The sequence below is a fragment of the Catellatospora chokoriensis genome (genome assembly GCF_011297315.1).
GTDB classification, from domain to species: domain Bacteria; phylum Actinomycetota; class Actinomycetes; order Mycobacteriales; family Micromonosporaceae; genus Catellatospora; species Catellatospora citrea.
Genome location: NZ_JAAOTI010000025.1, coordinates 40046 through 58458, shown reverse-complemented (window position 1 = coordinate 58458; position 18413 = coordinate 40046). Strand labels below are relative to the sequence as shown.

Sequence of the window (18413 nt, the reverse complement as noted above, 5' to 3'; positions counted from 1 at the left end):
TCCCCAACGCAGTAGACGGCCCACAGCCGACATCCAGGCTGGCCGACGGAAAACCCTTAGCCTTCAAGATCGCCGTAGAGCATCGCCTGCTGGACTGCACGCACGCCACCGCGCTCCGGCCGGTAATACGCTGAAGGCATGCCGATCGCCGATAGGGCACGGCAATGGCATGCAGCCCGCGAACACGGCGATCATGAAACCGCCGAGCGCCTAGCGAAATGGATCGACCTACGCCTCGATGAACGCCGCGCGATCCGTTGACCCGCGCCTCCGGCGGCCTCGTGGCGCTGTTAAGCCACCGGCCGGAACTGGTGATCACGGTCCCAGGACGAGGTTACGGGCTCTCGCCACGCCAAGGAGATGCGCAGACGGCCTCAGTCCCACCAGACCGTGAGCAGAAGATTCCGAACGACGCCAAGCGCCCGCTGGACAAGCCACGGTCGGCGGAGTGCCTGACCGGATCGCGGCAGTCGCTTCACGCACAGCTTCGACGGACGGCTATCCCAGGCGCTGTCAGGCCTTTCGGACCACGCTGGACTTGAGCTGCATGGCACCGATGCCGTCGACCTTGCACTCGATGTCGTGATCGCCCACGCCAGGCACGAGGCGGATGTTGCGCACCTTGGTTCCGGCCTTGATACCCGTGGCGCTGCCCTTGACCTTCAGACTCTTGATCACCGTAACCGTGTCGCCGTCGGCGAGCACGTTGCCGACCGCGTCGCGGATCACGCCATCGCCTGCATCATCTGCGGACGCCGCGGGCGCGGGTGCCCACTCGTGAGCACACTCCGGACAGACCAGCAGCGTACCCACCTCATAGGTGTATTCACTGGAGCACTTGGGGCACGGCGGCAACGTCTCTTCCACCAGCCGATTCTAATCGGGCCTGCGGTGACCAGGAACTACACCCCGATTGGGGGCCAGATCCGCACGCGCCATCCAAGATCGACTATTCGGGCGGTCGGCCGGCGGATCACCGCTCGGCGAGGGTTGTTTTACACGCCAGGAGACACGGACAGCCCATGACAGCGGCCGCACCGACTCGGTTGACCCCCCGTGGCCCGATAAGCGGGCAGCGCGCTCCGCCGAACCGGACGCTCGCCTGCCGGCCGGCCGGAGCCCTGTGATGATCTAGTGATCGCCACAGGCCCCCCCACATCGACCGGTGGCGGTGCGACCTGACTCTGGCCGGCTCAGCCCAACGCCGGCATGAGGGCGGCCAGCGTCCGCTGTGATACGCCCTCCACGGTTCCGGCAGCGTCGATCTCGGTCAGGATGCCGCGGGCACGGTAGTGGCCGGCAAGGGGCGCGGTCTGGGTCCTGTACACCTGCAGCCGGTGGGCGATCGTGGCCGGTTCGTCGTCGGGCCGCTGGTACAGCTCGCCGCCGCACGTGCCGCAGCGGCCGCGCGGCGGTGGGCGGTGGTCGAGGTGCCACACCGCCGCGCACGCGTGGCAGGTGCGCCGCCCGGACATCCGCTGGGTGACCTCGGCGCTGTCGACCTGGAACTCCAGCACGGCGTCCAGCGACCGGCCGCTTGCGGTGAGCATCTCGTCCAGGAGGTGGGCCTGCGTGATCGTGCGCGGGAAACCGTCGAGGATGAACCCGGGCCGGGTGTCGGCGTCGGCGAGCCTGGCGGTCACCATGCCGACGGTCACCTCATCCGGGACGAGGGTCCCGGCGTCGAGGTGGGACTTCGCCAGCAACCCCAGCGGCGTGCCGGTGGTGACATGCTTGCGGAAGAGGTCCCCGGTCGAGATCTTCGGTACGCCGAGACCGGCCGCCAGCAGGTCGGCCTGGGTTCCTTTGCCCGCACCGGGCGGGCCGAGTAGTACGAGCTTCACACACTCACCTCGACTGCGTTCGCGGCTCCGATCCCAGCGATTTTTGACGCTGTCAGGCTCAGCGGCAATGAGCAGGATCACGCGATCGACATAGTCACTTGCTAAGCAGCCTACATTGCGACTTGCTAAGGTCGGCAAGTTGCTCGGGACAGAATGCCTGCGGCCCGAGCAGCACCGACCCAAGCCGCGGTCGGCCGTGACCACCTCATGGTTGGGCACGGCAGCCAGGTCGTCACACGCACCGCCAACGGCGCCGGCGTGTGTGGCCCCGCCCTACCTGGACCAGTCGGCTGGCATCGTCAGGCACAACACCGATCCCTTGCATGGAGATCATGGCCAAGCCCGTCCGCCGACCCGCCCCGATCATCGAACAGGTCGAGTCGGGCACCGCCGAACTCGTCCCCGACCCGCACCGCCCCGGTGCCTGGACGCTGTTCGTCGACGACGCGGCTCAGTCCTACGTCCACCTGCCGAATCCGACCCATCTGGAGTTCGGCTACGTACGCCGCATCGCCTCGATCATCGACACAGCCGCCCCCGCCGCAACCCCACTACGAGTCCTGCACCTGGGAGCCGGCGCGCTCACCCTGCCCCGCTACGTCGCCGCCACCCGGCCAGACTCGTCGCAGCTGGTGATCGAATACGACCGCAAACTACTCGCGCTGGTGCGCCGGGCCCTACCGCTTCCCGACGGCGACCTGAAAGTACGCGTCGCCGACGCCACCACCGCGACGGCAGCCCTCGGCACCGGCGAATTCGACCTGGTGATCGCCGACGTCTACCAGGGCGACCAGACGCCGGCCGCCGTCACCACTGCCGGCTTCGCCGCCGATGTGGCCCGTGTCCTACAGCCGGGCGGGCTCTACGCAGCCAACATCCTCGACACGCCCCCGTTCACGACCACCCGGCTCCAGGCCGCCATCGCCCGCACCGCGTTCGCCGACGTCTGCCTGATCGGCGACGCCGACATGGACCGCCACGGCGGGCAGCGCAACGTCATCCTCGCCGCGGCAACCACCCCAGGCAGGCTGCCCCTGGCAGGCCTAGCCCGCGGCCTGAACCGCCCTCCCCGAGGCCGCCTCCTGCACGGTCCCGACCTGGACCGATCCATCGGCGCCGTCCAGGCTCGCGCCACTCACCCGTGACCGCATCCCCCAATGTCGCGCGTCGCGCGAGTACCGGCTGCAGTGGGCCTGCCGACTTTTCGTCCCGTATGGACCGATGGCGGGTTCGAGGCGGTCAGCGCAATGACGTCGGCCATGACCATGGGATTCGCGACCCCAAGGGCTCGTCAAGCCGCAGATGCTTCGCCATCTCCGACACCGGACGTATCGATCCGATCGCGGGCAGCCGACGGGTGTTGGGGATCCGGCCCACTCCAGCTCGCAAGAACGTCGCCGAGGAACTCTGCTCCCGCAGCCGTCAGCCGCACCGTCAACGCCCGCTGCCCTGCCACGGGCTCGACGAGCCCATCGGCCAGGAGCAGGTACACGACGCTACGCACGGCCTCCAGACGCACGCCCTTGTCCTGCGGCAGGGCCTGCTGCAGCGTCCGAACCGTCCACGACTGCTGTACATCACTCGTCAGCACCGTGTACACCACGGCCCTGGCCGCGCTGCGTACGGTCAGCACGGGTGAGGACACGTACCTGACCACACAACACTCCCGACACTCAGCCCGCTGCGCACCGCCAGTCGTACCGGCTGCTGGTGCGCGAGTCACACCGTAGCCGTCCACTCGGTCGCGGGCCAAGGTCCTTTCAGGCGGGTACCCGGTTTCGGCCTGCACGTTTCGCGCTGTACAGCGCGTCGTCCACCAGCTTCGTCAGCTCCCTGGGCGATTGGCCGTGCTCGGGATACGAAACGACGGCCGCCGTCGCCATATGGGCCGCGCTGGCAGTTCCTGCCGTCGCGCCGCGGCCGCGCGCCCGCCAGACCCTCGCCGACCTCGTCCGGAGGCTGACCGATGCGTCGTTCCTTCGCCCGACCTCCGCGCTGGCCGCTGCCACCGCTGCGCTGTCGGTCTGCGGCGGGTTCCTGCCCGCGTCGGTTGCCGCGGCCGGGCTGGGTCCCGTGGCGACCGGCGCGGCCGTTTCCGTCCTGGCCCTGTGCGCCGCGCTGACGCAGCCGCGAGCCGGCCGGGCACTGGACAACGGAAAGATCACCACTGCTACCGGAATCCTTGCCGGAATGGCGATCACCCTCGGCGGACTCGCCGCAGCGATGATCCCCGGCCTGGTCGGGATGCTGGCCGCGGTGGTCGGGATCGGTGTCGGAACCGGCATCATCACGCCCGTCGCGTTCACCGCGCTCGCCGCCGCGACACCCGCCGAGCGTCTCGGCCAGACCATGGGCGCCGCCGAGCTCGGCCGAGAACTCGGTGACGCCGGCGGGCCCCTGCTCGTCGGCGCCGTCGCCACCGCCGCAACCCTGACTACCGGATACGGCGCGCTCGCCGCCGTCGTGCTCGGCGCGGCTCTGATCGGCTGGGCAGGGCACGGACGCAGTACCCGATGATCTCCGACGTGCCGTGGGTGGGCGGACCGGTTGACCTTCGCCGGGCTGTGCTGCACTGCGAATGCAGCGCAAAGGCGATTGGCCCGAGGCCTGCGTGCTACCGGTGGTGACGGGACTTGATGTCCTTGGCCAGATCTGCCAGCTGGCCCGATAGCCGCCCGAGTTCGGTGCCGAGGTCCCTGCCCCTCTGGTTCAGGCGCGCAAGGTCGTCATCGAGGCTGTTCTCCCACGCCGTGCTGTCATCGTGCTGTTGGTGTGTCTCGTCCTGCGTGCTCTGTACTGCAGCGGCCCCGTCCATGGTGCTACTCCTTCCGCTGGCGCGCCGCCTACCCCGGGTTGCCGGACGTAAACCTCTCTCGCGATTTTCTGCGAGCCTGGGTGGCGGCGTTCGTCGTAGGTACGGTGGCCTCACCGCCGGAATGGACGGCAAAGTGGCGGACGGGTCCGCACTCGTTACGCCACAGAGCCCGACCGCCGGCTCCTTCGACCGTCGCTGGTGGCACCCTCACCAGTGTTGGAACATCGGTCCGACCACCAGCGACGCGCAGCCCCCTGAGACGCACGGGTCGAGCCGATCACATGCGTAGTTGTCGAGCAGCCCAGGCGAAGAAGCCGCACCCGTCGACCCGTCACCGATGGCGTCGGCTGCAGCGCGCAGGTAACCGTCGTAGTAGGCAATGCGCCGCGGGTCGCGTACGGCGCCGTCGGGGTCGACGGTGGCGCGGCAGGAGGCCCCGTTCTCGGTGATGTAGCTGGGATGTCGCCGCAGTCGTTACGGACCACCGGAGGTATGTACATCTATCCGGGGGCACCGGCCGCGCATGAACGCCGCGCCGGTTCGTGGAACCGACCGGGCCGGCCGCGGGTACCAGTGGCGATGCCGCGCCACGTAGTACCTCCGGTCGTGGCTTTGGCCGTGGTCGGCCGGGCAGCACCGTTTCCCTCCGGGTCGATGAACTGTCGCTTGGTGGGGATGTCGCCGTCGCGCAAGCGCCGGGTCGTCGGGTTCAGGGCGCGGGCGGCATCGTGATGGTGGCTGTCGCCCCGGCGCTGGGCCGGCCGTCGAGGGTGAAGGTGCCGCCGTGGGCGTGGACGATCTCACGTACCAGGGCCAGGCCGAGGCCGAACCGGCGTCCCCGGCCGGCGTGCGTCTGCGGACCGCGGGCGAAGCGTTCGGTGAGCGCGGCGGTGGCCGCGGGGTCCAGGCCATCGCCGTCGTCGACGACGGCGAGGTTGACGCGGCCGTCGGCGGTGCGAACTCGCAGTGTCACTGATCCGCCGGTGTGCGTGTGGTTCAGGGCGTTGTCGACCAGTGCGTTGAGGGCTCTGCGCAGCGCGACGGGTATCCCGGCGACAAGGACCGGGTCGGGCGGCGCTTCGATGGTCAGGTCGACGCCTGCCTGGCCGGCCGTCGGGGCGAACGACTCGGCGACCGAGCGCGCCAGTGCGGTGATGTCGACGCGCTCGCGGTCGCCGGGGCGGTGCTGCAGTTCGGCGGACAGGAGCAGGTCGTCGATGATGTCGGACAGCATCCGGGAGTCGTCGACCAGCCGGCGCAGGTCCTCGCGGGTTCGCGGGTCGAGGTCGGTGCGGCGGGCCAGCATCTGGGCCCGGGTGTGCAGGATCGTCAGCGGTGTGCGCAGTTCGTGGCTGGCGTCGGCCACGAACCGGCGTTGCAGCGCCAATGCCGATCCCAGCGGGCGCACGGCTTGGGTGCCGATGAGCCAGCCGACCCCTGCCGCGGCGGCTACGCCGAGGAGTCCGGCAATGCTGAGCGAGGTGATCAGTCGTCGCGTCTCGTAGGCCCGGTAGCGGCTGTCCAGTGCGGCGACGACCCGCCGGCCGTCATGGTCGGCTACGAACAGCTGGTAGTGCGGCCGGTAGTCGGAGTCGGTTCGGGCGTCGACCGGCGGTGTCGCCTCGCTGAGGCCGGCCGGCAGCGCGGCCAGGTCCAGGGAGCGCAGGCCCTCGGGCACGCCGGCGCTCGTCGCGACAGTCCCGTCAGGCTGCCTGATGAGCAGGGCGACACCCGGTGGCGGGCTGGTGGCGTCCTGGGCGGTCTGCGCCGCCGCCCGGACGATGCGTTCGCCGTCGACACGCTGCTCCCGTACGGTCAGGAACAGCACGAGGGCCGCCACGGCGATCACGACGATCGCGACCGCTGCGGCGGTCTGCGCGGCGATGACCAGCGCGGCGCGGCGTACCAGCCGCTGGTCGTCGGGGCGGGCGGCGCTCATGCGCTGCCCATCCGGTACCCGAGGCCGTGCACGGTCCGCACGATCCCGGGGCCGAGCTTGCGACGCAGGTAGTAGACGTAGGTGTCGACGGCGCCGGGACTGTCGGCGTCTTCGAAGACCCGGGCGAGCAGCTCCTCACGGGTGAACACCCGGGCAGGGTGGGCCGCGAGGACCTGCAGCAGGCCGGCCTCCCGGCCCGACAGCTCGACCGCCGTCTGCGCGTCGCCGCGCACGGTCCTGGTGGGGAGGTCCAGGTGGCGGCGGCCCAGGCTGAGCGTGGTGGCGGCGCCGGCATGCCGGCGTACCAGGGCCCTGACCCGGGCCAGGAGCTCGTCGACCTCGAACGGTTTCACCAGGTAGTCCTCTGCACCGGCGTCGAGTCCCTCGACCCGGTCGGCGACCGTGCCCAGCGCGGTCAGGATCATTATCGGAGTGCTGATCCCCCGGACGCGCAGGCGGCCGACCAGGTCCAGGCCCTCGATCGCGGGCAGCCCACGATCGATGATCATCACCGCGTAGCTGCGCGTCAGCGCCGCGTGCAGGCCGCTGTGACCGTCCCGGGCGACGTCCACGGCATAGCCCGCATCGTCGAAAAGTTCGGCCAGCAGCGCCGACAGCTGGCCGTCGTCCTCGACCAGCAGCAGCGCCGGCCGCTGCCGGTCGCCGTCGGCGCGTTGCTCGCTCACCTGCCGATAGTGGCACGCACGTTCTCAGAAGGCTCTGAGAAAGGCGGCTCATGCTGGCCGGGAACAGGTCTCACCCAGGAGGTCGATGTGACGGTCACCGTGACGGCACCCCAGCGGAGCCGGCGCCCGGTGCGCGGTTCCCGGCGGGCGAGCCGCTGGTGGGCGGATGCCGCCGGCTCCGCCGCGGCGGGCAGCGTGATCATCGTGCTCGCGCTGTGGGTGGCCGGTCAGGGTGTGCAGAACCTTGAGGGCGCCGACGGCGGGCTGGCCTCGCTGGGCCGCCTGACGGGCCTGCTCGCCGCGGATCTGATGCTGCTGCAGGTGCTGCTGATGGCGCGGATCCCGTGGGTGGAGCGCGCCTACGGGCAGGACGCGCTGGCGCGGCGGCACCGCTGGTTCGGGTTCGCGTCCTTCTGGCTGATGGCAGCGCACATCGTCCTGGTCACGCTCGGGTACGAGGCGACCGCGCCCATGGGGCTGCTGCGGCAAGTGTGGAGCCTGGTGTGGACCTACCCGGGCATGCTGCTGGCCACGGCCGCGACCGCGCTGCTGTTCGCCGTGGTGCTCACCTCGATCCGGGCCGCCCGCCGCCGGCTGCGCTACGAGTCCTGGCACCTCATCCACCTGTATGCCTACCTCGGCGTGGGCCTGGCCCTGCCGCATCAGCTCTGGACCGGCGCGGACTTCATCGCCACCCCGTGGGCCCGCACCTACTGGTGGACGCTCTACCTCACCGCGCTGGGCAGCGTGCTGATGTTCCGGCTCGGCCTGCCGGCCTGGCGCTCGGCCCGCCACCGCCTGGTCGTCGAGCAGGTGCTCCCCGAGGCCCCCGGCGTCGTGTCGGTCCACCTAAGCGGCCGGCGCCTGCATCAACTGCCGGTCCGGGCCGGGCAGTTCTTCCTGTGGCGGTTCCTCGACGGGCCGGGCTGGTCGCGCGCGCACCCGTACTCGCTGTCCGCCCCACCGGCCGGCGACCGGTTGCGCATCACGGTGAAGGACCTCGGCGACGGCAGCGCCCGGCTTGCCGCGCTGCGCCCGGGGATCCGGGTCGTCATCGAAGGCCCCTACGGCGCCATGACCGCACCGGCCGCGCAGCCCAGGCCGGTGGTGATGTTCGCGGCGGGCATCGGCATCACCGCGATCCGCGCCCTGATCGAAGACCCTGACATCGCCTGCCGTCCGGTCACGCTGCTGTACCGCACCCGCGGCGGGCACGAGCCGGTGTTCGCCCGGGAGTTGGCCGCGATCGCCGCCCGCCAGCCGCTGCGCGTGGTCTACCTGCACGGGCCGCGCCCACCCCGGGCCTCCTTCCTGCCTGCGCATCTGGCCGGGCGCTCCGATGCCGCAGCGCTGCGGCGCCTGGTCCCCGATGTGCGGGACTGCGACGCGTTCATCTGCGGGCCCGTGCCCTGGATGCGCGCCGCCCGCGCCGCCCTGCTCGGTGCCGGCACCCCTCGCGACCGTATCCACGCCGAGGAGTTCGCCTGGTGAACCATCCGTCCGCAACCGACCTGAGGATCTGACCATGCGCCGCATCACCATGGCGATCATGACCACGATCGCCGCACTCGTCCTGCTGTTCAGCTACCGGACCAGCACCTCAGGGCCGGCGACCGGCTCGGCGACAGTGGCCGGCGCCGCACCCGCTGGTGTCGTCGACGACCCGCAGGCAGACCCGACGCCGACACCGGCGGCCACCGGCGCACCGAAGAACGCCACCGTCAACGGCCCGGCGGTGCAGACCCGCTGGGGACCCGTCCAGGTACAGGTGAAGATCACCGGCGGCCGGATCGCCGACGTGGTGACCCTGATCCAGCCCGATGCGAACAACCGCGACGTCGAGATCAACTCACGTGCCCTGCCGATCCTGCGCACGCAGGTCATCGACGCCCAGAGCGCGCACATCGACGGTGTCAGCGGCGCCACCGTCACCTCCGACGGATACGTCGAGTCCCTGCAGGCCGCCCTCGACACCGCCGGATTCCCGTCATGAGCGCCGCCGCCCCCCGCCGCGGCCTGCGCAGAGTCGAGCAGGTAATGGGAACCGCGGTGAGCCTGCAGCTCGCCGACGACCGGCCCGAAACGCACCTGCGCGAACTCGCCGACGACGTCTTCACCTGGCTGCGCACGGTCGACGAGCGGTTCAGCACCTACAAACCCGCCAGCGAAGTCAACCGCCTGCAACGCGGCGACCTCTCCCCCACGGACGCCTCCACGGACATGCGACACGTGCTCGCCACATGCGAACGGCTACGCGAGGCCACCAGCGGATACTTCGACGCCTACGCCACCGGCCGCCTGGACCCGTCCGGCTACGTCAAGGGCTGGTCGGTCCAGGTCGCCGCAGACCTGCTCGCCGCCGCCGGCACAGCCAACTTCTGCCTCAACGCCGGCGGCGACATCTGCGTGCGCGGCCACGCCGCACCCGGCCGGCCGTGGCGCATCGGCATCCGCCACCCCGAACACGCAGACAAGCTCTGCGAGATCCTGTCCGTCACCGACACCGCGATCGCGACCTCGGGCACCTACGAACGCGGCGGCCACGTCATCGACCCGTACACCGGCCGCGCCGCCGCGGATCTGGTGTCGGTGACAGTGCTCGGACCGGACCTCGCCACCGCCGACGCCTACGCCACCGCCGCCCTGGCGATGGGATCACGCGGAATCAGCTGGCTCGCCGAGGACACCGGGTACGCCTACAACATCGTCACCGCTACCGGGCACGTCCACCGGTCACACGACCTTCCGGCTGCACAGCGGTTCGAGCCGGATACCCGGTGAGCCGTACCCGGCCGGCGCACGACGCCCCCGCTCGCGCCGCAACCGGGAGCGACGAAAGCCGACCGCGTACTGCGCCCGAAACTCCTCACGTAGGCGAAAGCCGCTGCTGGCAGGGTCGCCGATCGCAGCGAGGCTTGGCCCGATCCGCTAGGAATCCGGGGTGTACGTGGCACCTTCGACAGGTACTCCACGCACGGAAATGATCATCTCAGAGTCCGACAAGAAGTGCGATGACACCATCGCGTCGAGTAACTGACGACGAGCGATCACGGTTCAGGCAGGAGTCCGTGCTCCGGGTTCTCGGTCGGGGCACCGTGGTCTTTCTCCTGATCACGGGGTTCGCGCTCGATCAGCACGCCCTGTTCGAACTGAGCCGCCGCACGGCGCTGGCCGCCTGCGGGACGCGCAGACCACCTACGCCGCCGCCCTCGACGGGCAGAGAGCGCAGGTGCGCCAAAGCGATCCAACCGAGGCGGCCAACCTCACCGTTGTAGCGGCGAAGATCCGCGCTCCAACCCTCAGGGAGAGGTAGGCCACTTCGTAATCTCCTGCAGCGAGACGAGCGCTAGCTAGTCACGGATTCCGTAGCCCAACGTGCCCTTCCTGATCTGGCGCGTCAGTAGTACTCGTGCAGGGTTGGCCGCAGACCCGGTCCCGGCCGGTGCGCTTGGCTTGGTACAGCGCGCGATCGGCGCGTTCCAGCAGGTGGTCGCGGGTCTGCGCGTGCTGCGGGTAGGAGACGACGCCGATGCTCGCGGTCACCAGCAGGGTGGTGCCGGCATGCACGACCGGGCACCGCGCGATCACCATCCGGAGCCGTTCGGCGACAGCCGTCGCGTCAAGCTGGTCGCTGCCCGGCAGCAGCACCCCGAACTCCTCACCGCCGAGCCGGGCCACCACGTCCACCGCCCTCAGCTCCCCCACCAGCAGGTCCGCGACGGTACGCAGGGCCTGGTCGCCGGCCGGATGGCCGTGCTGGTCGTTGACCGCCTTGAAGTGGTTCGAAGTCCAGCCTCAGCAGCGCCATCGGCGCCCCGGCCCGGCCTGCGTGCGCCAGCGCCTCGCCCATCCGGCTCTCGAAGGCGCGCCGGTTGAGCAGGCCGGTCAATGGGTCACGTGCCGCCAGTTCGGTCAGCGCCGCCTTCTGCGCGGCGATCTGGGCGGCCATGTCGTTGAAGGCGGTGGCCAGCTCCCCCAGCTCGCCACGCGAGCCGATCACGGCCCGCGCGCTGGCGTCCCCGGATGCCAGCAGGTCCGCGGCGACGGTGAGCCGCCGCAGGTCCCGGACCAGTCCGCGGGCCAGCACGTAACCCAGAGCAAGCGCGGCCGCCATACCGGTCACGCTCGCGGTCACGATGATCTGCCGCGTCTTGTCACCCGCCGCGAACAGTTGCCGGTAGAGCGGGGTGTACTCCAGCAGCACCGCGCCGACGATCTTGTCTTGCGCGGCCCGCATGGGCACCACCACCAGCTCGATGCCCTGCGGCGAGTCGGCACTGGACTCGCGGAAGGCGCGCGGATGCCCGTCGCGCATGGTCGCGGCGACCTCGCCCCCGTCGTCCCCGGTGAACAGCCGCCCCTGGTTAGGGTGGTGTGCGGGGTGATCGCGGCCCGCAGGTCACGCGGATCCACCAGTCCGTCACGGGCGACCGGTAGGACGGTCACGTCGACGCCGTGCAGGCGGTGCAGGGCGTGGCAGGTGGCCAGCACGGCGGGATGCTCGGTGGCCTGGGTGATGACATGTCGCCGGTGGCCGGGGTGGGCCAGGACGGTGCCGCGGATGGCGAGGTTGTCGGACTCCGACCCGGAGCCGGTGAACACGATCCCGGCCGGGTCGGCGCCGATCAGCGCGGCCACCTGGCCTCGGGCGGTGGCCAGTGCATCGGCGGGTGCGGTGGCGTAGTGGTGGTCGCTGGCCGGGTTTCCGAACCGGGTGTCCAGGTAGGGCTGCATCGACGCCACCACGGCCGGGTCGACCGGTGTGGTGGCGTTGTAGTCCAGGTAGATCGGCTCGCCGATCAGCGCAGGATGGCTGTTCACTCTCATCACCCTTGCACCGGTGCCGGTCGTGGCATGCGTTGGCCGCGCGGGTGTGTCTCGTACATGCGCACGGCGACGACGAGACCGGAGGCGGCGGTGATGGCCGCGATGATCCAGATCGCGGGCTGTAGGCCGAACAGGTCGGCGGTGATCCCGGCCAGGATCGCGCCGACGGCGTAGCCGAGGTCTCGCCACAGCCGGTAGACGCCGACGGCGCGGGCCCGCCAGGCGGGGTGGGCGACATCGCCGATCACGGCGAGCAGCGTCGGGTAGACCAGGGCGGTTCCGGCGCCCATGAGGACGGCGGCGACGGCCCACGGGGTGAAGCCGGTGGCGGCTGCGACGACGGCGATACCGGCGGCCTGTAGCAGCATGCCGGCGGCGATGAGCCATTTGCGGCCCCAGTGGTCCGACAGCCAGCCGGTGAGCGTCTGCCCGAGGCCCCACACGGCCGGGTACAGTGCGACGAGGACACCGATGCGGGCGACACCGATGCCTGAGGTGGCGAACAGGATCGGGTAGAGGCCCCAGGCGAGTCCGTCGTTGAGGTTGTTGACCAGCCCGGCCTGGCTGGCGGCCGACAGGGCCTTCTCTTTGAAGCTGGTGAGGGTGAAGATCTGCCGCCCGGTCAGCTCATCGTGGTCGCCGGTGTTGCGCGGGGTGTGGTTGGCGGCTTCGTGTCTGGCGTGGCCGCGGGTTTCGCGTACGAAGACGGTGGACAGGCCCAGGCCGAGGGCGGCGAAGGCGATGCCGAGGTAGAACGGGACCGGCCGCAGGCCGTGTTCGGCGGCGAGCCAGCCGGTCGCCAGGGCGGTGGCGGCCAGGGCGAGGTATCCGGCGGCTTCGTTGAGGCCCATCGCCAGGCCGCGGCGGGCCGGGCCGACGAGGTCGATTTTCATGACGATGGTGGTGGACCAGGTGAGGCCCTGGTTGATGCCGAGCAGGATGTTGGCGGCGATGACCCAGCCCCAGGACGGCGCCCAGATCAGCAGCAGCGGGACCGGCAGGCCGATGAGCCATCCTGCGACCAGCACGGGTTTGCGTCCGTAGCGGTCGGACAGGGTTCCGGCGGCGAGGTTGGTCAGGGCTTTGGTGACGCCGAACGCGACGATGAAGGTCAGCGACGCGGTGAACGCGCCGATCGCGAACACCTGGTCGGCGAGCAGCGGCAGGACGGTGCGTTCCTGGCCGATCATGGCGCCGACCAGTGCGTTGACCGCGACCAGGAGGCTGAACTGGGCGAGGTTGGCGCGCAGCCCGAGTTTGATCGCGGGCGGGTGTGCGGCGGTGGTGGTCATGCGCCCTCTTCCAGGGGGTGGCCGGTGGCTTGGGCCCAGTCGTGGGCGCCACCGTCGAGGACGGAGACGTCGGTGTGGCCTTGTCGTTGCAGCAGGGTCGCGGCGGTCATGGCGCGTTCGCCGTGTCCGCACATGACGGTCACTGGTCCCGCGCCTACCGTGCGAGCCTGCGCAGTCAGCAGGCCTAGTTCGATGTGGCGTGCGTGCGGCAGGTGCCCGGCGGCGTACTCGCTGTCTTGCCGGATGTCCAGGACGCTGCCGCGTACCTGGGCGGGCGCGGTCAGGGCGGTGGTCGCGGTCGCCTGCCCTGCGGCGGTCCAGGCGGTCATGGCGCCGGCGAGTTCGCCGACGATGCGGGTGTAGCCGATGTTGAGGGCGGGCCACAGGATGTCGGCGGCCGGCTGGTCGGGGTTGCGGACGATGACGATCGGGGTCTGCGGGTCGATGACCCAGCCGAGCCAGGTCGCGAACACCGGCCGCAGCGCGATCGAGACCGCGCCTGGGATGTGTCCGGCGGCGACATCGGCCACCGGGCGTACGTCGACAACCGCTGCACCGTCGGCGACGAGTCGGCGTACCTGGTCGACGGTCAGGCTCGCCAGCACCGGTTCGCCGGACACGACGGGTGGGCCTTGCCGGTTGGCCTCGCACAGCCGGGCGAAGTAGGCCGGGTAGGAGCCGAGACCGGCGGTCAGCAGGCGGACGAACGTGTCGGCGTCGGGGGCGGCCAGCAGCGGGTTCGTGGCCTTCTCCAGCACGATGGTGGAGGTGCGGGCGGCTCCCGGTGGGGCGGAGCAGAACGAACCCGCGCCGTGGGTCGGCCAGACCGCGGTCGCATCCGGCAGCGCGGCAAGCCGGCGCAGCGAGGCGTACTGCGCATGCGCCAGCTCCAGGGTTCGCTCCTGGCCGAGAAGGTCGGTGCGGGCTGCCGCGCCGACGATCAGCGACCCGCCGGTGAACACCCCGACGGGTGCGCTGCCGTCGTGGACCAGGAACGACAGGTGCTCATCGGTGTGCCCGGGCGTGGACAGTGCTCGCAGGGTCAGCCCGCCGACGTCGACCTCGTCGTCGTCGTGCAGACCGCGGTGGTCGAAGGCGCGCATCCCGGCGGCCGACGCCAGGATCGTCGCACCGTCGTCGGCGGCCAGCTGCACCGCGCCGGACAGGAAGTCGGCATGCAGGTGCGTGTCGGCCGCATACGCGATGCGCAGGCCGCGCCGGGCCGCAGCCCGGTGCAGGGCACGCAGGTCCCTAGGTGGGTCGACCGCCAAGCCACGGCCGTCGCCGAGGTCCAACAGGTAGGAGCTGTTGCCCAGACCTTCGTCCACCAGCGCCGTCAGCTGGTCTTCGCTCATGCCCATCTCGGCTCCTCGGTCCCGGCGACCCGCACGTCTGATACTATTCCATGGAAGTTTGGAGGACGGTGGGTATGGGTGACGCAGTTCGCAAGGCGGCGCTGTTCGAGCAGCTCGCCCGAGTGGGCAAGGCCCTGGCGTCGGGCAAGCGCCTGGAGCTGCTGGATCTGCTCGCGCAGTCCGAGCGGCCGGTCGACGCCCTGGCCACCGCCGCGGGATTGAACCTGACCACCGCGTCGGCGCACCTGCAGACCCTCAAGCAGGCCGGTCTGGTCGCCACCCGCCGCGAAGGCACGAAGATCTTCTACCGGCTCGCCGGTGACGACGTCGCCGACCTGTTCGTGCGGGCACGCGAGGTCGCCGCCGCACACCTGCCCGACGTGACCGCCGCCCGCGACGCCTACCTCGGCGGCCAGCAGATGGAGTCGATCGGCCGCGACGAGCTGCTGCGCCGGGTCGCCGCCGGGCAGGTCACGGTCCTGGACGTTCGACCGGCTGGCGAGTACGCCGTCGGGCATCTGCCCGGGGCGGTCAACATCCCCGTCGACGAGCTGCCCGCCCGCATGAGCGAACTGCCGGCCGACATCGAGGTGGTCGCCTACTGCCGCGGGCCGTACTGCGTGTTCGCCCACGACGCCGTACGACTGCTCGTACAACACGGCCGCCGGGCGGCCCGCCTCGAAGACGGCGTCATCGAGTGGCGGCTGGCCGGACAACCCGTTGCCGTCTGAAACGGGCCGCGCGATCGAGACCGGGCGACTGGTGCTGGACGCTCGCGGGCTGGCGTGCGTCCAGGTGCTGCTGCTGACACGCGCCCGCATCGTCGACTTGCCGCCCGAGTCGGCGGTGACCGTGGCGACAGACGATCCAGCCGCACCGCTGGATCTACCGGCCTGGTGCCACCTCACCGGCCACCGCTACCTCGGGCCCGTGCAGTCGGATCTGGGGCAGGCGTATCGCATCGAGCTCGCCGCGGGCGCGGCGGTAGTGGACCGCAGACGGCCGTGGGCTGTCCAGCCGTAACGTGCCACCTTGCCCACGCCCCTCGTTGCGGCTGAGGTGGCACGTTCTCGTTCGGGGTAAGGCGATCACGCCGGGACGGTACCTGGCAGGTCCCCTGGTGCCGGGTTTACCGCGTGGCGTTGCGCCGAGCACCTTCTAGCAAACCGATGAGCAGGGGCTGCTCAACCTCGATGCCCTCCGACACGCGTGCCGCGGTGTGGACCACCAGCCACGAGTCCACCAGCTGCAGCGGCCTGCCTGAACCGCCGCCGTACGTGCGCGCGTACCCGCGGGCGAACACCGCACGCCCCGCCGCCATCAGCCCACGAGATATCAGGGGTGTGCCGGGCAGTGGGTCGGCCCACCGCAGCAGCAACAGCGTTCGCGCATGGTCGGCTTCGGGTACGCCGCGTGTCGCGTTCGCCCAGTCGATGACGCTGATCCGGTCGGCAGCGACCAGTACGTTGCCGGGGTGGTAGTCGCCGTGGCACAGGCGGTCGCCGGAAGGTAGCCCGTCGAGGATCCGCATCGCGAAGTCCCGCAGCTGCGGCGGCAGGTCGGCGTCTTCGACGCGGGCGGCGAGGACCTGGCGCAGGTCGGGCAGATCTGCTGGCGCGCGGACGCCGTGGACGGCGAGGTGCGCGGCGGCCAGCGCGCGGGCCAGGGCGAGCACGCGCCACGGCCGGCGTTGCAGCAGCGCCAGCATGTCCGACCCGGCGAGGCGCTCCAGCACCAAGCCTGGCCGCCCATCCCAGTTCACGACCTCGATCAGCCGCGGGGCGACGCCGTGACCGTCGAGGTTGGCCAGTGCCGTCGACTCTGCAAGGTGCCCGAGGTAGCCGGGACGGTAGAGCTTGACGACCGCGCGGTCACCCCACGCGTACACCTCTGCCTCGCGTCCTTCTCCCAGCTTGGCCCCGATCATGCCGGCGCCTGCGGCATCGGCCAGGTGCGTCACGCGGAGACCGGCTTACGTGCGAAGACGCGTTCGACCGTGCCGGCCTTGAGTCGCTCGACTTCGACGATGTCGAACCCGGCCGCCCGCACGAGGGGTAGCTGGCGGCGGGTGAAGTGCTCGCCTGCGGCGCGGATGGTGAGCCGTTCCAGGAGCCACTGTGCGGCGTGGATCGGCGGCCAGGTGCTGGCGATGTGGTCGAGCAGCAGCAGGCGCCCGCCCGGGACGAGGACGCGGTTCATCTCACCGATCGCCGCGGCCGGGTCGGGGATCGTGCACAGCGACAGCGCGCAGACGACGGTGTCGAACGCGTTGTCGTCGAACGGCAGGGCTTCGGCGTCGCCGGTGTGCAGGTCGACGTCGCGGCGGAGGTCGGCGGCACGCTGCCTGGCGATGGCCAGCATCGCCGGGCTCAGCTCGATCCCCGTCACGGTCACGTCTGCCGGGTAGTGCGCCAGGTTGAGGCCGGTGCCGATCGCGACTTCCAGGACCCGGCCGTGGGCGCGGGAGCCGAGCCATTCCCGGCCCCCACCGAACTGGATCTTCTCGAAGAACGCGATCTGCTTGTCGTAGCTGGGTGCGGTCTTCTCCCAGACGCGTAGGACTTTGGCGGTCTGGTCCGGTGCTGTGCTCACGATGTCCTCCAGCCGATGAAGGTGATGTCAGGCGGTGGGTGGCAGGCAGTCGAAGCCGGTGTTGGCCGCGGCGGCGGTGATGACTCCGGCGATGACGTGGCGGACCCGGTCAGCGGCCAGATCCGGGTCGGGCTGCCCGGCGTCGAGCCAGGCGATGATCGCCTCGATCGCCGCGGTCGGGGCCAGCTGTGCCGCCCACCGCGCCCACGCCGCATCGACGACGACCTTCGAGATCTGCAGGTGTGCGGCCTCGGTGATGTCGGCCCGGAACTGCTCCGCGAGGGCCTTGAACTCCGATTCCCGGGCTGCGTGCACGAACAGCAGCCGGAATCCGGCCGGTTCGGCGATCGCAGCCTTGAGCAGCCCGTCGATGCTGGCGTCGGTGAACCCGCCCACCGGCTCGGCCACATGGTCGCTCAGCACGGCACAGAACCGGTCCAGAACCGCCTGGTACAGGTCGGTCTTGGAGTCGAAATGCCGGTAGAGGATCACCCGGGTCACGCCGGCCTCGGCGGCGATGTCGTCCAGGCCGGTGGCGGTGAACCCGTTGCGGGCGAACGCCTCCGTCGCCGCCGCGAGGATCTGCTCGCGGCGCTGCGCCCGCGGCAGCCGCCGCACGGGCTCGGACTTGTCCCCCGCCATGACCGCCCTCTCACCTTTGTTGACTCCGGAGTGTACTTATGCCTATGTTTATTTTCAAGTAAACAATAGTCGCGATGGAAGGCTTGATCACCACCGTGGACGGGGTGGTGAAGCAGTTCCGCGGCGGGGCCCTTGGACGGGCTGAGCCTGGCCATGCCGCGCGGCGTCGTCTACGGGCTCCTCGGACCCAACGGCGCCGGCAAGACAACCTTGATCCACATCCCGGCCACCCTCTGCGTCCCGATTCCGGCACCGTCTGCGTCGCCGGGTTCGAAGCGGCACGAGACCGGCGGGCGGTTCGTGAGCGCTCGGCCTGGCCGGGCAGCAACTTGCTCAGTTCGCGCTGGGCCAGCGGGCCAGCTCGCGTGGGCACGCTGGCCGCAGGCGAACGTCAGCGCTGCGGCAGACGAACTCGTTCCTG

Annotated in this window: 22 protein-coding genes and 2 pseudogenes; 9 read left to right on the top strand and 15 right to left on the bottom strand. The window is 70.7% G+C overall.

Going from position 1 to position 18413, the window contains the following annotated elements; all coding sequences use genetic code 11:
• Positions 1 to 138 precede the first annotated feature (138 nt).
• Positions 139 to 261 carry a hypothetical protein gene (locus HAV39_RS43405; RefSeq protein ID WP_275413971.1) on the top strand — a complete coding sequence of 41 codons (123 nt, stop codon included), beginning with the start codon at positions 139 to 141 and terminating at the stop codon, positions 259 to 261.
• A gap of 252 nt (positions 262 to 513) precedes the next feature.
• Here the strand turns inward: HAV39_RS43405 and HAV39_RS30915 are convergent, their stop codons facing one another.
• Positions 514 to 867, bottom strand: coding sequence for a zinc ribbon domain-containing protein YjdM (locus tag HAV39_RS30915; protein WP_191842703.1), 354 nt, complete (start codon positions 865 to 867; stop codon positions 514 to 516).
• A 326-nt stretch (positions 868 to 1193) separates the two neighbouring features.
• A complete protein-coding gene (locus HAV39_RS30910; protein ID WP_191842702.1) occupies positions 1194 to 1844 on the bottom strand; it encodes an adenylate kinase in 651 nt (216 codons plus the stop codon).
• 332 nt (positions 1845 to 2176) lie between these two features.
• Here HAV39_RS30910 and HAV39_RS30905 point away from each other — a divergent pair, with 332 nt between their 5' ends.
• A complete protein-coding gene (locus HAV39_RS30905; RefSeq protein ID WP_203736605.1) occupies positions 2177 to 2989 on the top strand; it encodes a spermidine synthase in 813 nt (270 codons plus the stop codon).
• Between the two features lie 146 nt (positions 2990 to 3135).
• Here the strand turns inward: HAV39_RS30905 and HAV39_RS30900 are convergent, their stop codons facing one another.
• Complete coding sequence (locus HAV39_RS30900; protein WP_191842700.1) at positions 3136 to 3489, bottom strand: hypothetical protein; 354 nt, start codon at positions 3487 to 3489, stop codon at positions 3136 to 3138.
• A 65-nt stretch (positions 3490 to 3554) separates the two neighbouring features.
• On the opposite strand from HAV39_RS30900, the gene HAV39_RS30895 reads away from it, so the two are divergent.
• Entirely contained in the window at positions 3555 to 4361 is an 807-nt protein-coding gene (locus HAV39_RS30895; protein ID WP_203736607.1) for an MFS transporter, read from the top strand.
• 97 nt (positions 4362 to 4458) lie between these two features.
• Here the strand turns inward: HAV39_RS30895 and HAV39_RS30890 are convergent, their stop codons facing one another.
• From HAV39_RS30890 to HAV39_RS30875, 4 genes are all read right to left on the bottom strand, one after another.
• The gene (locus HAV39_RS30890) at positions 4459 to 4659 is read right to left on the bottom strand and encodes a hypothetical protein (RefSeq protein WP_191842699.1); all 201 of its coding nucleotides are present in this window, start codon (positions 4657 to 4659) and stop codon (positions 4459 to 4461) included.
• Between the two features lie 207 nt (positions 4660 to 4866).
• A complete protein-coding gene (locus HAV39_RS30885) occupies positions 4867 to 5130 on the bottom strand; it encodes a family 1 glycosylhydrolase (RefSeq protein ID WP_191842787.1) in 264 nt (87 codons plus the stop codon).
• A 238-nt stretch (positions 5131 to 5368) separates the two neighbouring features.
• Positions 5369 to 6598, bottom strand: a complete 1230-nt coding sequence (locus HAV39_RS30880; RefSeq protein ID WP_191842698.1) for a sensor histidine kinase — start codon at positions 6596 to 6598, stop codon at positions 5369 to 5371.
• Entirely contained in the window at positions 6595 to 7284 is a 690-nt protein-coding gene (locus HAV39_RS30875; protein WP_191842697.1) for a response regulator transcription factor, read from the bottom strand. The genes HAV39_RS30880 and HAV39_RS30875 overlap by 4 nt, the downstream gene beginning before the upstream one ends.
• Before the next feature lie 87 nt (positions 7285 to 7371).
• Here HAV39_RS30875 and HAV39_RS30870 point away from each other — a divergent pair, with 87 nt between their 5' ends.
• The 3 genes from HAV39_RS30870 to HAV39_RS30860 are packed head-to-tail and all read left to right on the top strand — an operon-like array spanning position 7372 to position 10065.
• Entirely contained in the window at positions 7372 to 8775 is a 1404-nt protein-coding gene (locus HAV39_RS30870; protein WP_239120890.1) for a ferredoxin reductase family protein, read from the top strand.
• A 34-nt stretch (positions 8776 to 8809) separates the two neighbouring features.
• Positions 8810 to 9277 (top strand): FMN-binding protein, encoded by a 468-nt coding sequence (locus tag HAV39_RS30865; RefSeq protein ID WP_191842696.1) that lies wholly within the window; start codon positions 8810 to 8812, stop codon positions 9275 to 9277.
• Positions 9274 to 10065: an FAD:protein FMN transferase gene (locus HAV39_RS30860; protein ID WP_239120891.1), complete on the top strand. Its 792-nt coding sequence runs from the start codon at positions 9274 to 9276 to the stop codon at positions 10063 to 10065. Before HAV39_RS30865 ends, HAV39_RS30860 begins: the two co-directional genes overlap by 4 nt.
• A gap of 573 nt (positions 10066 to 10638) precedes the next feature.
• Here HAV39_RS30860 and HAV39_RS43400 read toward each other — a convergent pair.
• The 5 genes and pseudogenes from HAV39_RS43400 to HAV39_RS30835 all read right to left on the bottom strand — a co-directional run bounded on the left by HAV39_RS43400 (position 10639) and on the right by HAV39_RS30835 (position 14758).
• On the bottom strand, positions 10639 to 11013 hold the full coding sequence (locus HAV39_RS43400) for a GGDEF domain-containing protein (protein WP_239120896.1): 375 nt from the start codon (positions 11011 to 11013) through the stop codon (positions 10639 to 10641).
• The gene (locus HAV39_RS43395; RefSeq protein WP_239120892.1) at positions 10943 to 11599 is read right to left on the bottom strand and encodes a GGDEF domain-containing protein; all 657 of its coding nucleotides are present in this window, start codon (positions 11597 to 11599) and stop codon (positions 10943 to 10945) included. Before HAV39_RS43395 ends, HAV39_RS43400 begins: the two co-directional genes overlap by 71 nt.
• Before the next feature lie 110 nt (positions 11600 to 11709).
• Positions 11710 to 12018 (bottom strand): annotated as a pseudogene (locus tag HAV39_RS43690) (aminotransferase class V-fold PLP-dependent enzyme); the annotation flags it as partial.
• A gap of 92 nt (positions 12019 to 12110) precedes the next feature.
• Complete coding sequence (locus HAV39_RS30840; RefSeq protein ID WP_191842692.1) at positions 12111 to 13403, bottom strand: MFS transporter; 1293 nt, start codon at positions 13401 to 13403, stop codon at positions 12111 to 12113.
• The gene (locus HAV39_RS30835) at positions 13400 to 14758 is read right to left on the bottom strand and encodes an MBL fold metallo-hydrolase (protein ID WP_203736609.1); all 1359 of its coding nucleotides are present in this window, start codon (positions 14756 to 14758) and stop codon (positions 13400 to 13402) included. Before HAV39_RS30835 ends, HAV39_RS30840 begins: the two co-directional genes overlap by 4 nt.
• A gap of 74 nt (positions 14759 to 14832) precedes the next feature.
• Between HAV39_RS30835 and HAV39_RS30830 the strand changes: the two genes are divergently transcribed.
• Together HAV39_RS30830 and HAV39_RS30825 are read left to right on the top strand one after the other, a co-directional pair.
• Entirely contained in the window at positions 14833 to 15489 is a 657-nt protein-coding gene (locus tag HAV39_RS30830; protein WP_191842690.1) for an ArsR/SmtB family transcription factor, read from the top strand.
• Positions 15479 to 15781: a sulfurtransferase TusA family protein gene (locus tag HAV39_RS30825; protein WP_191842689.1), complete on the top strand. Its 303-nt coding sequence runs from the start codon at positions 15479 to 15481 to the stop codon at positions 15779 to 15781. The genes HAV39_RS30830 and HAV39_RS30825 overlap by 11 nt, the downstream gene beginning before the upstream one ends.
• Positions 15782 to 15887: 106 nt before the next feature.
• Here the strand turns inward: HAV39_RS30825 and HAV39_RS30820 are convergent, their stop codons facing one another.
• From HAV39_RS30820 to HAV39_RS30810, 3 genes are read right to left on the bottom strand one after another with little or no spacing between them, the layout of a single operon-like run.
• The gene (locus HAV39_RS30820; RefSeq protein ID WP_191842688.1) at positions 15888 to 16685 is read right to left on the bottom strand and encodes a phosphotransferase family protein; all 798 of its coding nucleotides are present in this window, start codon (positions 16683 to 16685) and stop codon (positions 15888 to 15890) included.
• A gap of 29 nt (positions 16686 to 16714) precedes the next feature.
• On the bottom strand, positions 16715 to 17350 hold the full coding sequence (locus HAV39_RS30815) for a class I SAM-dependent methyltransferase (RefSeq protein WP_191842687.1): 636 nt from the start codon (positions 17348 to 17350) through the stop codon (positions 16715 to 16717).
• 27 nt (positions 17351 to 17377) lie between these two features.
• Positions 17378 to 17992, bottom strand: a complete 615-nt coding sequence (locus HAV39_RS30810) for a TetR/AcrR family transcriptional regulator (RefSeq protein ID WP_191842686.1) — start codon at positions 17990 to 17992, stop codon at positions 17378 to 17380.
• 132 nt (positions 17993 to 18124) lie between these two features.
• Between HAV39_RS30810 and HAV39_RS43540 the strand changes: the two are divergent.
• Positions 18125 to 18202, top strand: a pseudogene (locus HAV39_RS43540) (ATP-binding cassette domain-containing protein); the annotation flags it as partial.
• Positions 18203 to 18413 lie beyond the last annotated feature (211 nt).

Bases quoted from the DNA above. Each gene is read 5' to 3' on its own strand.
- HAV39_RS43405 (WP_275413971.1), top strand. From the start codon at position 139: ATGCCGATCGCCGATAGGGCACGGCAATGGCATGCAGCCCGCGAACAC.
- HAV39_RS30905 (WP_203736605.1), top strand. From the start codon at position 2,177: ATGGCCAAGCCCGTCCGCCGACCCGCCCCGATCATCGAACAGGTCGAG.
- HAV39_RS30890 (WP_191842699.1), bottom strand. From the start codon at position 4,659: ATGGACGGGGCCGCTGCAGTACAGAGCACGCAGGACGAGACACACCAA.
- HAV39_RS30880 (WP_191842698.1), bottom strand. From the start codon at position 6,598: ATGAGCGCCGCCCGCCCCGACGACCAGCGGCTGGTACGCCGCGCCGCG.
- HAV39_RS30865 (WP_191842696.1), top strand. From the start codon at position 8,810: ATGCGCCGCATCACCATGGCGATCATGACCACGATCGCCGCACTCGTC.
- HAV39_RS30860 (WP_239120891.1), top strand. From the start codon at position 9,274: ATGAGCGCCGCCGCCCCCCGCCGCGGCCTGCGCAGAGTCGAGCAGGTA.
- HAV39_RS43395 (WP_239120892.1), bottom strand. From the start codon at position 11,599: ATGCGCGACGGGCATCCGCGCGCCTTCCGCGAGTCCAGTGCCGACTCG.
- HAV39_RS30840 (WP_191842692.1), bottom strand. From the start codon at position 13,403: ATGACCACCACCGCCGCACACCCGCCCGCGATCAAACTCGGGCTGCGC.
- HAV39_RS30835 (WP_203736609.1), bottom strand. From the start codon at position 14,758: ATGAGCGAAGACCAGCTGACGGCGCTGGTGGACGAAGGTCTGGGCAAC.
- HAV39_RS30830 (WP_191842690.1), top strand. From the start codon at position 14,833: ATGGGTGACGCAGTTCGCAAGGCGGCGCTGTTCGAGCAGCTCGCCCGA.
- HAV39_RS30820 (WP_191842688.1), bottom strand. From the start codon at position 16,685: ATGATCGGGGCCAAGCTGGGAGAAGGACGCGAGGCAGAGGTGTACGCG.
- HAV39_RS30810 (WP_191842686.1), bottom strand. From the start codon at position 17,992: ATGGCGGGGGACAAGTCCGAGCCCGTGCGGCGGCTGCCGCGGGCGCAG.